The organism is Limnothrix sp. HT2024, from assembly GCF_059138625.1.
The window spans coordinates 1115345-1130042 of the sequence record NZ_CM181121.1 but is presented as its reverse complement, the minus strand read 5'-3'; the positions used below and the strand labels follow the sequence as shown (position 1 = coordinate 1130042).

Annotated in this window: 9 protein-coding genes; 5 read left to right on the top strand and 4 right to left on the bottom strand. The window is 50.2% G+C overall.

Features of this window, described 5'->3' with window-relative positions; all coding sequences use genetic code 11:
* Positions 1–267: 267 nt before the first annotated feature.
* Positions 268–480 (top strand): hypothetical protein, encoded by a 213-nt coding sequence (locus tag AC2IAX_RS04535; protein WP_494389528.1) that lies wholly within the window; start codon positions 268–270, stop codon positions 478–480.
* A gap of 90 nt (positions 481–570) precedes the next feature.
* The gene (locus tag AC2IAX_RS04530) at positions 571–1128 is read left to right on the top strand and encodes a glutathione S-transferase family protein (protein WP_494389527.1); all 558 of its coding nucleotides are present in this window, start codon (positions 571–573) and stop codon (positions 1126–1128) included.
* 210 nt (positions 1129–1338) lie between these two features.
* Here the strand turns inward: AC2IAX_RS04530 and AC2IAX_RS04525 are convergent, their stop codons facing one another.
* The 3 genes from AC2IAX_RS04525 to AC2IAX_RS04515 all read right to left on the bottom strand — a co-directional run bounded on the left by AC2IAX_RS04525 (position 1339) and on the right by AC2IAX_RS04515 (position 4492).
* On the bottom strand, positions 1339–2544 hold the full coding sequence (locus AC2IAX_RS04525; protein WP_494389526.1) for a vWA domain-containing protein: 1206 nt from the start codon (positions 2542–2544) through the stop codon (positions 1339–1341).
* Between the two features lie 71 nt (positions 2545–2615).
* Positions 2616–4022, bottom strand: a complete 1407-nt coding sequence (locus AC2IAX_RS04520; RefSeq protein WP_494389525.1) for a hypothetical protein — start codon at positions 4020–4022, stop codon at positions 2616–2618.
* A 203-nt stretch (positions 4023–4225) separates the two neighbouring features.
* Complete coding sequence (locus AC2IAX_RS04515; RefSeq protein ID WP_393014183.1) at positions 4226–4492, bottom strand: hypothetical protein; 267 nt, start codon at positions 4490–4492, stop codon at positions 4226–4228.
* A gap of 884 nt (positions 4493–5376) precedes the next feature.
* Here AC2IAX_RS04515 and plsY point away from each other — a divergent pair.
* The 3 genes from plsY to AC2IAX_RS04500 all read left to right on the top strand — a co-directional run bounded on the left by plsY (position 5377) and on the right by AC2IAX_RS04500 (position 8823).
* Entirely contained in the window at positions 5377–6051 is a 675-nt protein-coding gene (gene plsY, locus AC2IAX_RS04510; protein ID WP_494389524.1) for a glycerol-3-phosphate 1-O-acyltransferase PlsY, read from the top strand.
* 356 nt (positions 6052–6407) lie between these two features.
* The gene (gene pds, locus AC2IAX_RS04505) at positions 6408–7820 is read left to right on the top strand and encodes a 15-cis-phytoene desaturase (protein WP_494389523.1); all 1413 of its coding nucleotides are present in this window, start codon (positions 6408–6410) and stop codon (positions 7818–7820) included.
* Positions 7821–7869: 49 nt separating this feature from the next.
* Positions 7870–8823 carry a phytoene synthase gene (locus AC2IAX_RS04500; protein ID WP_494389522.1) on the top strand — a complete coding sequence of 318 codons (954 nt, stop codon included), beginning with the start codon at positions 7870–7872 and terminating at the stop codon, positions 8821–8823.
* Positions 8824–8903: 80 nt separating this feature from the next.
* Here AC2IAX_RS04500 and AC2IAX_RS04495 read toward each other — a convergent pair whose 3' ends face one another.
* Entirely contained in the window at positions 8904–14690 is a 5787-nt protein-coding gene (locus AC2IAX_RS04495) for a trifunctional serine/threonine-protein kinase/ATP-binding protein/sensor histidine kinase (RefSeq protein WP_494389521.1), read from the bottom strand.
* Between the last annotated feature and the right edge of the window lie 8 nt (positions 14691–14698).

Here is a 14698-nt window from a genome sequence, read left to right as displayed (position 1 = left end):
TGGTCTTGATCAGGCTGCCCGAGTGCCAAGGGAGGTTCCTGGGGCGGAGATTGCTGAAAACCAGTTACAAAACTGGACGCTGAATCGCCATCACCGCCAACGAAATCATCAGCCTTTCAGCGATCGGGCGATCGGCCAGCCTCCGTAGTTTCACGGCTGCCCCTCTCCGGATTTGCAACGCCCACGAGAGTAAGAGTCATCAGGAGCGCGACGCAATCCAATCGCGACCCTGGTTGACCTTCACGACTCGCATCAGGGGCTTGAATCATGACCGCACTTCAAACTTGCACCCGCATCGGCCAAAGCTTGACCCTCGTGGGCGTAATTCTGGGTTCGGCCGCCGTGATGCAACCGATCGATGGCCATTCGATTGATTCCGCCCTGGTGGCAGCCGTTGCGCCCCAAAGCGCCTCAGCCGCCCAGCCCACGCCCCCCGATAACGGTGGCCCCAGCCGCACCCAAGGCACGGGCACTCGCTAATTCTTCAGGGCAGGGGGTTCGGTTGGGGCCCTGCGTTAATGATTAGAATTTCAGTCTGAGCAAATTAATCAAAACTGGGACTGAAATTCGATGGCTATTAAGCTTTATGGCGGTGCGCGCAGCCGGGCCTCGATCGTGCAGTGGTATCTCGAAGAGTTGGGCCTAGACTACGAGTTCATTTTGCTGGACATGCAGGCCGGCGAGCACCGCCAGCCACCGCTGACAGACATTAACCCCTTTGGCAAAGTGCCGGCCATTGAAGATGGCGACTTCAAGTTGTGGGAATCCGGTGCGATTTTGCTCTATCTGGATGCTAAGTACGGCCCCGAAAAATCCACGGAGCAACGAGCAGTGGATCAACAATGGACGCTGTTTGCCAATTCCACCGTGGCCACCGGAATTTTTGTGGAAGCCAACCGCGATCGGGAAGCTCCGCGCTTGTTGGGCGGCATCAACGAGTTGTTGAGCCAATCGCCCTACATCACGGGTGAAACTTTCGGGGTGGCGGATGTGGCCCTGGGGTCAATTTTGGCCTACATCCCAATGATGCTGAAGATGGATCTGTCGCCCTATCCGGCGTTGGGCGCTTACCTGAAACGGTTGAGTGAGCGGCCGGCCTTCCACAAGGCGATCGGCTCGCGAGCTTAGACAGCGCGGCCAGTCCAGGGATAGGGATCAGCATCAAGATCCCAACGAATACGCAAAGGAAAGTGGGAGTCGATCGCCCGATCGGCCCCCACACTTCGTGATCAATTCGTGATTAACGTGATCAACCTGAACAGATCAGTTCGGATCAGTTCGATCGCGCCCCGATCGCCCGTTGTCGGGTGGCAACGGGAATCGCAAACATCGCAGGAACTACTTGCCTTCCACAAATGCCTGGCAGCAACAGAAGGGTTGCGCGGCCGGCGCAGGCGTTGGCGCGGGGGTTGGCGCAGGGGCCGGAATCACCGTCTTGCTGCCGCAGATCACCTTTTGCAGCAGTCCCGTGAAACCACTCAGAGCATCTTGCGATGTGAAACCCTGCCCACCGGTTTCCTTGGCCACGCGGGCATATTCACCCTCGATTTCTTTTTTCACACTGGCCTTCACACCGGAAGTCCCCAAGTAGGTGTGGACTTTCACCTTGGTTTGCTTGGCCGTGGCGATCGCCCGGTTGGCGGCTTCGATATCTGCCTGATCCTGCTTGGCGTTCTCGTTGCCCCCTTCCAAGGACTCATCGCCCAGAAAGAAGACGGCCCGCGATGCGCCCGATCGCCAGTCAAAGTTCAGGGACACATCCTCGATCGCCCTTGCGCCATCCTCTTGGGCCCCGCCGCCGGCCACCGTGCCCACCTTGCGGCCCTTCAGCACCGATTCCGACACCTTGGCCGTTTCCGTCAGGTAACTGCGCACGGTGCGATCGAACCGCGTGCCCTTAAACACCCCCTCAATGCCCAAATAGGTCACCCGCAAATCAGAAGGGCAACTGGTTTTAGCCGCCTCGATCGCCGCGCCCACCGCCTCACTCAGGGCCGTCGCTTCATCCTTCATCGACACGCTGGAATCAATCACCACCACCAAATCCACCTTGGGAATCGTTAAGACCTCCGTGGGCGAGGGCGTTGGCACCGGGGCCGGCGCGGGAACCGGCGTGGCGGAACCGCCCTGGCCGGTCATGGTGGCCGGAGCCAAGGTGGGCCATTGCAGCCGCTTTTGGGTTGAAACATCCCCATTGCCCCGGTGACCGGAAATGGGGCCCAGGCGGTTCGGTTGGGCTTGGCCAGCGGTCATGCCGTGGCTGTTGTAGGGATGGTTCCAGAGGTTGAAATCAAACCGATAGTGGACCCCCTGCCAACCATTTGTCCAGTTGAAGTTAATCAGTGCGCTGATATCCAGCGTGCCCGTCACCGGGTCGCTATACCAAAACGACAGCATCTTATTTGCCGTTCCACCGGCCGACGTGCCGAAGTTGTATTGAATATCAACCCCATCCGGCGGCCCTTCATAGGCAAAACAGCCCCGGCCATAAACCGAACCATCCGCATTCAAGGTGTGGAAAACGAAACTCGTAACCTGAGGCATAGCAGCAAATTCCTATGAGGTTTAGGCTTGGTGATCGTGAAACGTTGGGCAGATCGCTGATTAGAGAACCCCTAGGATTCAACGTAGGCCTGGCAGCAACAGAAGGGATGTTCAATGCGGCGCGGCTCGGGCTTGCTGCCGCAAATCACATCTTGCAACAGAGCTTGGAAGCCCCGCAGCGCATCCTGGGAGGTGAAGGATTGACCGCCCGTTTCCCGAGCCACCCTGGCGTATTCCCCTTCAATTTCCCGGCGAACTTTGTCTTTCACCGAGGAAGTTCCAAGATAGGTATGCACCCGCACACCGGCTTCTTTGGCCACCGCGATCGCGAGGTTGGCGGCTTCGATGTCTCCTTGATCTTGCTTGGCATCCTGGTTCCCGCCATCCAAGGACTCATCGCCCAGGAAGAACAGGGCCCGCCCAGCCCCCGGCCGCCAGTCAAAATGGCGACTCAGATCCTCGATCGCCCTTGCGCCATCTTCCTGGGCCCCGCCGCCGGCCACCGTGCCGCGTTGGCGACCCCGCAACTCGGACTCCGCTGCTTTGGCCGTTGTGGTGAGGTATTTGCGAATGGATTGATTAAAACGGGTGTCTCGGAACGTGCCTTCAATGCCCAGATAGACCACTCGCAAGTCAGAAGGACAATGGGCCCGGGCCGCCTCGATCGCGGCGGAAACGGCCGCATCCAGCGCCACCGCTTCGTCCTTCATGGAAACGCTGGAATCGATCGCCACCACCAAGTCCACCAGCGGGATCGTCACGCCATCTTCTTCAATGACTTCGATCGTGGGCTGCCCGATCGCCACCCACTCCAGCTTGCGCCCTTGACAGCTTCCGTCTTCCGTTGCCCCCCGGTGCGCAGACACAGCACCCAGTTGATCCGGCGTTGCACCACCGGCCACCAAGCCCCGATCGAAGTCTGGCTGGGCCCAGGCATTGAACTGGAACTGTTGTTCACCGGCCCGATCGCTAAAACTCAAGCTCAACAGAGCACTGAGATCCAACACACCGATGATCGGGTCGCGATACCAAAACGCCGTCAAGGTTTCCGCAGTTCCTCGGCGATATTCCACCGAAGACTCGCTGCTATTCCCCAGGGTAAAGCACCCTTTTCCAAACTCAGTGCCGTCGTTGTTCAGGACTCGAAAAGTGTAGGACATTGCTTGGGTGGATGGTGCTGAGGTAGCAGAATCTGCTGCTGTGTTGGTTGTTGCTGTGGCCAAATTCCAAGGAATCAAAACGCTGGGTGTGAGATTCAGCCAGCCGCCATTCTTAACCGTGCCCACATCCGCCAGCGATTTCGACTCCAAAAAATCCAGTAAAGTCTCGCCCTCTCCATCAGCCAAATAGCGTCCAATGCCCTGATCGGAAAAAACAACTAGATCTGCGTTTTGGCAATAGACCACCTTGACAAAATTTTCTTCATCAATTTCCCAGCGGTAGCCAGGCATCGCTTCAACAATCTTCTGATTCTTCATCGATCACTTCTCCAAAAAGCACTGTAACCCTGAGGAAACACCAGGCAACTGATTCGGTTGATCGACTCGATCGACCGAATTGGGCTAATGGGTTTGCCGATGCTTGCTCAACCTGAATCTTGTTTGAGTGGTTGATCTGCGACCTAGTGGAATCTAGCCATTGACCTCTGGATCGGCTCATTACCCACCCCGATCGCCTTGATCTACTCCAAACGAATCTGCTTATTGGCTAATTCCAAATCAAACGGGTAATCTTCATTTCCCCCCGCAAGGGCCTTTTGGAAAGTTTCCTCATTCGCAAACTCACTGACGCGAAACCACCAATCTTCAAATACAATCACCCGCCCATCAGGACAGCGGTAGACCAAGACATGGTAGTCGTCGCGGAATTCATTGCTGAGATCAAGAACTTCACCACCCATTGCTTGAGCAGCGGGTTCTGCACTGTTCACTTTCCAATCCACTGACATGTTGCACAATCTCCAGCTTAATTGGAGGGTTGATCAGACTTTCCAATTGGACTCTACAAATTGTGCCTCAAGCTAATTGAAATTTGAGAGAAGTTAATGTTAATTTTTTCATTTTTCTGAGCAATCCCGTATAAATACGCAATTAAAAATTGACAACAACTCTCTTAAAAAGAGATCATTTCATTTTTAAGTATTTGCAATACAATTTTTTACAAAAATTTCAATTCATCCCAATTGTCAATTCAATTAATTTCTCTTTTTGTTGTAATTTTCGTCATTCAATTCAGGGAGGTAATCGAGAATTTTTTTGGAAAGTTCAATTCGATTTAACTTTATTCGATACTTAAATACGAATAATTGAATCGTTGAAATTCATGAAATTCTCGAAAATCTAAAAATTGAGCATCTTTTCTTGGTTTCAAGTCATTTTTGATGACCGTATCTTATTTTACATTGATACTCTTGATGAAAAAATAATGCTTGAGTCTAAGATTTTGGGCTAAAAGGCATTTAAAAAGTCAACTTTGCTTGTTTATGGAAGAGATCCGCGATCGACTCCCATTGGCAATCGAAAGTGATCAGCTTCTTTGAGGTTGGCTGGTTCTCGATCGTCTGAATTTTGAGGATGATTCGGGGTGGCTTTGGGCTGTTTCTGCCCAGCAAAAGACGAAGATCAGGGCGATCGGGGGGTTAAATCATGGTTGGCAATTTTTTTGACCTGTCTGCCGGGCGCTGGTGTGATAAATTACGCAGCCGTATTTAGAGAGCGCGGCAAACGGTCACCGTTGCCCTGTGACAAGGCAGCATGAGCAAGGCGACTGCATGGGCTGCATAGGCTGATAAAGTGGCGTTGAATTCAGCTTGGCGTTGGCGGACTGGAAACTATGGCTATTGCGATCGCACTAGGATTACTCGTTTTGGCCTACCTGCTCGGCTCCATCCCTGCCGGGTATCTGGCCGGGCGCTGGCTCAAAGGCATCGACATCCGCCAATATGGTTCCGGCTCCACCGGGGCCACCAACGTGATGCGCACCGTGGGCAAACCGGCCGGGATCACGGTCTTTATCTTCGACATCCTGAAAGGGGCGATCGCCATTGGATTGGTGCGCGCCCTCTGGACTAGTGATTTAGTAGTGGATCCCAATTGGTTTGCGATCAAGCCCTGGTTAGAAGTGGTGGCTGGTCTCACCGCCGTGATTGGCCACAGCAAGTCCCTGTGGCTGAATTTCCAGGGGGGCAAATCCGTGGCCACCAGCTTGGGTACGTTGTTGGCCCTGTCTTGGCAAGTGGGCTTGGGTGGGTTTGCGGCTTTCTGTGTGGTGCTGGCGATTTGGCGGTATGTGTCTCTTGGGTCGATCGTTGGGGCAATTATGGTCAGCGTGTTGATGCTGTCTTTGCAAAATCCCTTGCCCTACTGTTTATTTGGCTTGGCCATTACGGTGTTTGTGATTGCGCGGCACAAGGCCAACATCAGTCGCCTGCTGAAGGGAACAGAACCCAAGTTCGGCCAGAAGGTGCAAATCCCCGATCCCGTTTCCGACAGCGCCAGCGGTTCTTAGGATTGCTGTCGGACAATGATTTGGCCTCATGGGTTGTGGTGGCGTATCCGATCAACATCAACAGTAGGTAAGTTAAACGCGCCAATTTTGCAGCCCAACGCCGTTTAACCCTTGCCTATCGGGGGCTTGAGCTGCGGTTGCCGCTCGATCGGGAAGTGGCCTAGAGATGACCATCTTCTGATTTGCCCCCAAATGTAACGAATTGCAACGTATAATAGCTCTGAAAAATTAATTCTTAAGAATTATTCAAGGGAATCCAACACCCATCGCATTTCAAGCGCGATCGGGCGGTTTCCACCCCCATCAGCCCTGTGGCTTCCGTTGTTTACCCCTAGCGAGTAGGACTGTTGAAATCCATGCGAGTTGCAATCGCCGGTGGCGGCCTAGCGGGCCTGGCCTGTGCCAAATATTTGGTCGATGCGGGACACCAGCCGATCGTGTTGGAACGCGAGGCCGTGTTGGGTGGTTTGGTGGCCGCTTGGAAAGATGAGGATGGTGATTGGCTGGAAACGGGGCTGCACGCCTTTTTCGGCGCTTATCACAACATGAAGCAATTGATGGGCGAACTGGACATTCTCGATCGCCTGCAATGGAAGCGCCACGCCCTGGTGTTTAACCAACCGGAAAAACCGGGAACCCTGTCTTGGTTTGATGTGCCGGATATTCCCGCCCCCTTCAATGTGATCATGTCGATTTTGCGAAATAACGACATGCTGACCTGGGAGCAAAAAATTCGATTCGCGATCGGGCTGTTGCCGGCGATCGTTCGGGGTCAGCAGTACGTGGAATCCATGGATCAGTACAGCCTGTTGGAATGGCTGCGGCTCCAGGGGGTTGACGAGCAGGTGAACACCGACATTTTCATCGCCGCCTCCAAGGCCCTGACTTTTATTAATCCTGAGGATGTGTCGGCGACGGTTCCCCTGACGGCGCTGAATCGATTTTTGCAAGAGCGCTACGGCTCCAAGGTGGCCTTTTTGGATGGGGCCCCGCCGGAGCGCTTGTGCCAGCCGATTGTGGATTACGTGACGGCCCGGGGCGGGGAAGTGCGCACCCAAGCGCCGCTGAAGGAAATTGTGTTGAATGGTGCTCGATCGGTGAAGTCTTTCATCGTGCGCGGTCAAAACGGTGCGCCCGATGAGGAAATTGTGGCTGATGCTTTTGTGTCTGCCATGTCGGTGGATGCCTTAAAAATCATGATGCCGGACGTTTGGAAAACTGTTCCGGAGTTCGAGAAGCTGCAAGGCCTCGAAGGCGTACCGGTGATCAATGTGCAAATTTGGTTTGATTCCAAGCTGCCGACGATCGACCAGTTGTTGTTCTCCCGATCGGATATCCTCAGTGTTTATGCGGATATGAGCCGCACCACCAAGGAATACGAAGATCCAGATCGATCGATGCTGGAACTGGTGCTGGCTCCGGCCAAGGATTGGATTGGCCGCTCCGATGAAGACATCATTGCCGCCACCATGACCGAACTGGCCAAGCTATTTCCCGATCACATTCCCCACCAGGTCAAAATTCGCAAAGCCAAGGTGAAGAAAACACCCCGATCGGTCTATACGGCCCGGCCGGGATGCCAGGCCCTGCGCCCCCAACAGGAAACCTCGATCGCGAATTTCTTCCTGTCTGGTAGCTACACCATGCAAGAGTTTCTAGGCAGCATGGAAGGGGCTGTGCTTTCTGGTAAGCTGACAGCGCAAGCGATTGTCCGCAATGCCGCGCGCCTTGAGCGCGATCGCGATTTGGCCCTGGCCACTTCCGCCTAAGCCACTCCTTTGACTGACCCATCGACCTTTCCCAGCCCCGCCGGTCTTCATGCTGCACTTGCCTGACCCGCCACGCACCAACACCCTGGCGACCCTGGAAGAATCCTATGAGTTGTGTCGCCAGGTCACAGCTAAGTACTCCAAAACGTTCTATTGGGGCAGTGCGCTGATGCCGTTGGCTAAGCGGCGGGCCATCTGGGCAATCTATGTTTGGTGTCGGCGCACCGATGAACTGGTCGATGGGCCCATGGCCAAGCTGACCACGCCGGAAACCCTGGACGACTGGGAACGGCGACTCGAACAACTCTTTGGTGGCCATGCGCTGGATGACTCTGATGTGGCGCTGGTTGACACGATCGGGCGCTACAACCTGGATATTCAGCCCTTCCGCGACATGATCGCCGGGCAGCGCATGGATCTCTATCGCAGTCGCTACCAGACCTACGAAGAGCTAGAGCTATATTGCTATCGCGTGGCGGGCACGGTGGGCCTGATGACCACGCCGGTTTTGGGAGTGGCTAGCGAGCCGGCCCGCGCTCCTTGGGATGGGTTCTTACAAATGCAAACCAGTCCCGATCGCAATCCAGATGACCCTACGGAACGGGCGATCGCCCTTGGCATTGCTAACCAGCTCACCAATATCCTGCGAGACGTAGGTGAAGACCGTCACCGGGGCCGAATTTATCTGCCCTTGGAAGATTTGGAGCGGTTCCGCTACACCGAGCAAGACTTAATGAATGGTGTGGTTGACGATCGCTGGCGTGCCCTAATGCAGTTTCAAATTCAGCGGGCCCGCACGATTTTCGACAGCGCCGCCAAGGGAATTCGCCTGCTTCACCCCGATGCTCGCTGGCCCGTTTGGGCTGCCTTAATGCTCTACAGCCGAATTTTGCACTCGATCGAGCGCAATGGCTACGACGTGTTCAATAAACGCGCTTATGTCCCCACCACGGGAAAAGTGCGCTGTTTACCCGTGGCCCTGATGCGATCGCAGGTTCTTTAGGCCCAAGCTGTTAACCCGCCGCGCAGAATCGTTGGGCGAGCCGATCGGTGCTCGTCAGCGGCTGGCTCAGTTCAAACGGCTCAGCCCTTAATTGGCAATTGAATCCGGAATTCAGCGCCTTGTCCTGGTTCCGACTCAACGGTCAGGCTGCCGCTGTGTTTATCGACGACGATTTGTTGGGCGATCGCGAGACCCAATCCTGTGCCTTTGCCTACGGATTTTGTGGTGAACAAATGGTCAAAGATCCTGGATTGCACCTCTGCGCTCATTCCCTTGCCATTGTCCCGAATTGAGATCTGCACTTGCTGATCAATCAGAGTCGTGCTGATCGTGATTTGTTGAGGATTTGCTTCTAATTCCTTGAATGATCGACCCTGCGCCATCTCATCAAACATGTCGATCGCATTAGCCAGGATATTCATAAATACCTGATTAAGCTGTCCCGGGAAGCAATCGATCGGCGGTATTTCACCATAGTTGGTAACCACCTCGATCGCGGGTCGGTTCGCATTCGCCTTGAGCCGATATTTCAAGATTAATAGAGTGCTATCAATCCCTTCATGCAGGTTGGCGCTGACTTTATACTCCGTATCGGCACGGGAGAAAGTCCGCAAACTGGTACTAATCGATTTGATGCGATCGGTTGCCCCTTGCATGGAATTCAAGAGTTGGGGCAAGTCTTCGCAGACATATTCCAAATCAATATCTTCAGCGTGATCTTGGATCGGAGAAGTAGGACTAGGATAATGCTGCTGATATAGAGCTAAATGTTCAAGCAAGTCCTGTACGTGCTCTTTGCCATTATTGATGCTGCCATTCAGAAAGCCGATCGGGTTGTTAATTTCATGGGCAACCCCTGCCACTAGGTTTCCTAGCGATGCCATCTTCTCGCTCTGCACCATCTGTAACTGAGCACTTTGTAGCTCTTGCAATGTATTTTCTAAGTCCTGAGACTTTTGCTGAATAATAGCTTCTGCGGCCTTGCGATCGCTGATATCTCGTATAATTCCTTGTAGCCCAATAGATTGGCCTTGAAGATTTTTAATAGGCGTTACATTGACTGTTACCCACAGATATTCTTTACCTTGACATAGGTGTCGAAATTCTATGTTTTTCTGGCTTTTACCTGTTTCGAGTGCAGCCGTAGCTGATGCTGTCACTATTTCTATATCATCAGGATGAACTAACTTGACAAAAGATTGCCCTACCCAGTCAGATAGCGACAATTTAAACATTGGTTCAAATTGAGGAGATAAATAAGTCAATGTGCTATCTGCTAGAGCAGACCAAATCATATCATCTGCCCCTTCCACTAATCTTCTAAACTTTGCTTCACTACTTTGTAGAGTTTGGTAGAGGTCAGCATTGCGTAAAGAAATAGCAGCTTGAGTGCAAAGAAAGCTAAGCACTGCAATACGATCTTCAGTAAATACACCACTAGTTGATTGATTTTCTAGATACAAAATAGCATGTAGACTCCCCTGGTTCAGAACTGGTAAACATAGAACACTTTTAGGCTGATGATGACTTAGGTAATCACCAATCACTGGAAGATCAGTTTTGAGATCATCAACCATCACCGTCGTCGCAGTATTCTTTACGTATTGAATAAGCTTCACAGGAACCGTTAAATTATTGTCTAGCGGTGCAGAGTGCAAAGTTACTTGCTCTAGGTCTGCTATTACCCGCACCTGCCATTGATTCTCTTCGCAGAGCACCAAAGCACATCGGTCTGCTCCAGAGTTCTCAAGCATCGTTTGAGCCAGCATTTGTAGGAGGTCATCCAGGTTGATCGTGCTAGCAATGGTCTGAGAAATTTGTAGCAAGGTAGCTAAATCTAAGGATTGATGAATGCTGCTAGATGAACTCTTTCGAGAAGTAGAATAAGCTGCATAACCTGGAGCAGTAATATTGGTTAGGGTTTCCAAAATAGTTAGAGATTGAATATCAGTTTTTAAAATTGGTTGCAGTAGTTGGGGGTAGCGTTGCTCTAAGTCGGCAACTTTAGCTTTTGCGCCCCAACGAGCGTAGCAATAATAGGCTTCTTGCATATAGCTTGTAGCAATTTTCTCTTTATCCCAATTGAGATAAAATTTAGCAGCAAGTTCATTAGCGAGCGCTTCCTCTTGGATATAGCCACTTTCTTTGGCGTTAATAATTGCGCGATCATAGTAATCCATCGCTGCGTACATTTGCTCCAAGACTCGATGCTGCTCTGCTTCTACCAAATAAAACTTATGTAAATAGTTAGTGGGTGCAAAACTTGACCATTTTCTTAGAAGATTCTGATTTTCAGCAACTCTTTGTAAATCCAAATTCCGAGCGCTAGATAATTTGGCAAGATAAGTTAGTGAATCATAGAAATGAAATAAGGGAACCATGAAGCATCCTGATATTCCGCTGAGATATTTTTTAGCTTGCGCGGCAGTTTCAGTCGCGGATTCCCATTCACCAAAAAGGTAACAGAGAATTAACTTATTCACGTAAAGGGTTCCTAGCGCATAAAGATCGTGAGCTTTCTGATGTAGAGGCAACATATTGTTTTCATCATAGATTTCACCCTGAATTTTCCAAGAATGCTCATTCCGCATCATTAGGTTCATGATAGATTGATAGAAAATTTTCAAATAGTTATGAGCCACTTCTTGTTTAATTTGTGCTAGTGCTTGATTGTATAGATGAACTTCTGGTTCTAGAGTTGATAAATCTTTTCCGAGAAAGTAGGAAAGCGAGCAATAGTTATAAGCACAATAGGCAGCATATTCTAAAGTTCCTGTTTCTAGTCCACTGTGATATCCATCGAGTAAAGGAGCTAGAGAATTTTTAATGTGGTGCTTCCAGGGCTTTACGAACGGATAAACCATGTTGATAGTGCTAGCTTTAAATTCTCGGTTCTGAAAACGTGATAGTAACCCCAGCGCAATTTCTCCAATGTGATTACCCAAGTCAATTTCTCCGGTAATACACAAAATTACTCCATACCAAGCAAAAGCTTGAGCCGATACAGCAGCACTACCATACTGAACTGATAATTCAACTTGTTTACATACAATCAGTGGTAAAAGTTCAGGGATTGCTTGGTAAACTGCTGCTGTAACAGTTGCTAAAATTCGTATTTGAGCAATAGCTTGTAAGTTAGTCATCTCTGGCAGCACTAATAAATCTGCCAAGTTTTTTTCTTGTAATAATTCCTGAGTCCGCTTTAGGCTTTGAGAAATATCATCAGCATTAGGATTTGTTGGAAACACCATACCGAATAGCTCTAAGACATTAAGAGCAGTTTTGATAGCCTCAGGTTGTTTACTTTGTGCTACCTCAGCCAAAATTTTTACTTCATAGACTTTGGCTTTATCCAGAACATGACGTGCGTTTGTAACTACTTCGTCAACCAATTGCTGCATTTTTCCAAAGTTACTAACTAAACAAGTCACTTCTGCCGCTAAACTATATAGACTCAATGTGATTTTGTAATGTTGTTTCCAAGATTGCGAAGTAAGCAACTTTATCCCTTGGTCAGCATATTCAATGGCTGCGATATAAGCAGTAGAGAGTTTTGCTTTTTGTGCAGCTTTTAGGTTTAATTTAGCTAGCTCTTCTCGCTCATCTCTAGATTTAATCAGATCAGATCCTTGATTTAACTGATTAACAACTTCAAAGATTCTCTCTTCTTGATCTGCTGAATCTACTGCACGAGCAAGAAGTTGCCCAATCTTTAAGTGCTGCACTTGCTTTTGATTATCAGGAATTAGAGAGTAAGCTGCTTGCTGTACTCTGTCATGCAGAAATTTATAATTAATGATCTGTTGGTTTTTGAACGCACTTGATCCAATACTTTGACCGATATAAAACTTGTAAACGTCACCAATGGGCACAATCAGTCCTTCTTGCAAAGCTCTCCACAGGCAAGTGGCTGCTTCCGTTTGAGATTGCTCTGCCACAATCGCCAGGGTTTGTAAATCAAACTGCGCACCAATACAGGCCGCTAATTTCAAGATCTCCTGCGTTGCTGTCGGCAGCTTCTGCAACTGCAATGCCATAAACTCCACCACATCATCCGTGAGTGCCAGGGCATTGACCTGGGCAATGTCACATTGCCAATAGCCTTGATCGCGGTCAAAGATGATGTACCCATCTTCGTGAAGAGCCTTCAGGAATTGGGTCGTAAAGAAAGGATTTCCTTGGGTTTTACGATCGACCAATTGAGTCAGTGGCTGTGCTAACGCTTGGCTGCATTTCAAAGTATCCGCCACCAAGCAATTGGTATGCTCCAGGCTCAGCGGCAACAAAGTAATCGTATTAACGGTCAAGTTCGCTTTTTCCAATTCCCCGATCGTCAACATCAGGGGATGAACCGGTGAAACCTCATTATCTCGATAAGCACCCAACATCAGCAGATAACCACTGCTTTCCATGAGCACTTTCAACAATTGCAGCGAAGCAGAATCCGACCACTGCAAGTCATCTAGAAAAATGACTAACGGATGGTCAATGGTCGTAAAAACCTGAATAAACTTCTGAAATAACAAGTTAAATCGATTCTGGGCTGCGGTTCCCGAAAGCTCCGGGGCTGCGGGCTGCTGACCAATGACCTGCTCTAGCTCTGGAATCACCTCAATTAAGACCTGGCCATTTTCGCCAACAGCCTTGAGAATTTGAGCCTTCCACTCTGCTAACTGACCATCAGATTCTGAGAGCAGTTGCCCCATCAGATCCCGCAAAGCTTGCACGAACGCCGAAAGAGGAATGTTGCGATTGAATTGATCAAACTTTCCCTTAATGAAATAGCCCTTTTGCTGAGTGATCGGTTTATGAACTTCATTCACAACAGCCGTTTTACCAATCCCCGAAAAGCCCGCCACCAGCATCAGTTCTGATGCCCCTTGGGAGACTCGCTCAAAGGAGTTGAGAAGGATCTGAACTTCGGTTTCGCGACCATAGAGCTTTTCAGGAATTAAGAAGCGATCGCTCAGATCTCGTTGTCCCAACTCAAACTCAGTAACTGTGCCTGTTGTTTCCCATTGGCTTAAGCACTGCTGCAAATCATGCTGAAGACCCAGAGCACTTTGATATCGATCCTCAGCGTTTTTAGCCATCAGTTTTGCCACGATCGCCCCTACGATCCTAGGTACAGATGGATTCACCTGCTCCACGGGTTGTGCTGTTTTAGCAATATGACAATGCAGAATTTCTAGGGGATCGTTAGCAATGAAAGGCAATTGACAAGCTAATAGCTGGTATAGCGTCACGCCCAAGGCATAGTAATCAGCTCGATAGTCAATGCCACGATTCATGCGCCCGGTTTGCTCAGGAGCCAGGTAAGCTAAAGTTCCCTCTAAGATGTTTGGATTCTGAATCTCTTGAGTTTCTTTAGGCAACAAAGAAGCAATGCTGAAATCGATTAATTTAATTTCTTTTGATTCAGGATTAATTAGAATATTGGCAGGTTTAATATCTTTATGAATAACGCGTTGCTGATGTAGATCGTGCAAAATAGTGGTCAGTTGCAGAGCAATCTTGAGCACTTCGACCCAATTGAGTGTGTGCTGCTGTAGGTATTGACTCAGGGACAATCCTCCCCAATCTTCCATCACTAGAGCATATCCATTACCCAAAGCTTGAAGGCTCAGGGGATGGATAATTCCTGGTATATTGAGGTTTTTGGCGATCGCGTATTGATTCCGAAACTGCACCAGTTCGCTAAAGGTGGGATAGTCCGACAGCAGGATTTTCAACACCACCGATCGCTGATCCGCATCTTGAACAGCTCGATAGACAGCCGTTCGCGATCCCAAATAAAGTTGCTCCGTGATTGTGTGGCCAGCAATTGCAGGCAATGGCTGGGATGAAGAGCTGGTGAGGGGGAACATGGGTGGGG

What these genes read in the sequence shown, in the direction of transcription:
- AC2IAX_RS04535 (WP_494389528.1), top strand. Translation starts at nt 268, where the DNA reads ATGACCGCACTTCAAACTTGCACCCGCATCGGCCAAAGCTTGACCCTC.
- pds (WP_494389523.1), top strand. Translation starts at nt 6,408, where the DNA reads ATGCGAGTTGCAATCGCCGGTGGCGGCCTAGCGGGCCTGGCCTGTGCC.
- AC2IAX_RS04525 (WP_494389526.1), bottom strand. Translation starts at nt 2,544, where the DNA reads ATGCCTCAGGTTACGAGTTTCGTTTTCCACACCTTGAATGCGGATGGT.
- AC2IAX_RS04500 (WP_494389522.1), top strand. Translation starts at nt 7,870, where the DNA reads ATGCTGCACTTGCCTGACCCGCCACGCACCAACACCCTGGCGACCCTG.
- AC2IAX_RS04515 (WP_393014183.1), bottom strand. Translation starts at nt 4,492, where the DNA reads ATGTCAGTGGATTGGAAAGTGAACAGTGCAGAACCCGCTGCTCAAGCA.
- AC2IAX_RS04520 (WP_494389525.1), bottom strand. Translation starts at nt 4,022, where the DNA reads ATGAAGAATCAGAAGATTGTTGAAGCGATGCCTGGCTACCGCTGGGAA.
- plsY (WP_494389524.1), top strand. Translation starts at nt 5,377, where the DNA reads ATGGCTATTGCGATCGCACTAGGATTACTCGTTTTGGCCTACCTGCTC.
- AC2IAX_RS04530 (WP_494389527.1), top strand. Translation starts at nt 571, where the DNA reads ATGGCTATTAAGCTTTATGGCGGTGCGCGCAGCCGGGCCTCGATCGTG.
- AC2IAX_RS04495 (WP_494389521.1), bottom strand. Translation starts at nt 14,690, where the DNA reads ATGTTCCCCCTCACCAGCTCTTCATCCCAGCCATTGCCTGCAATTGCT.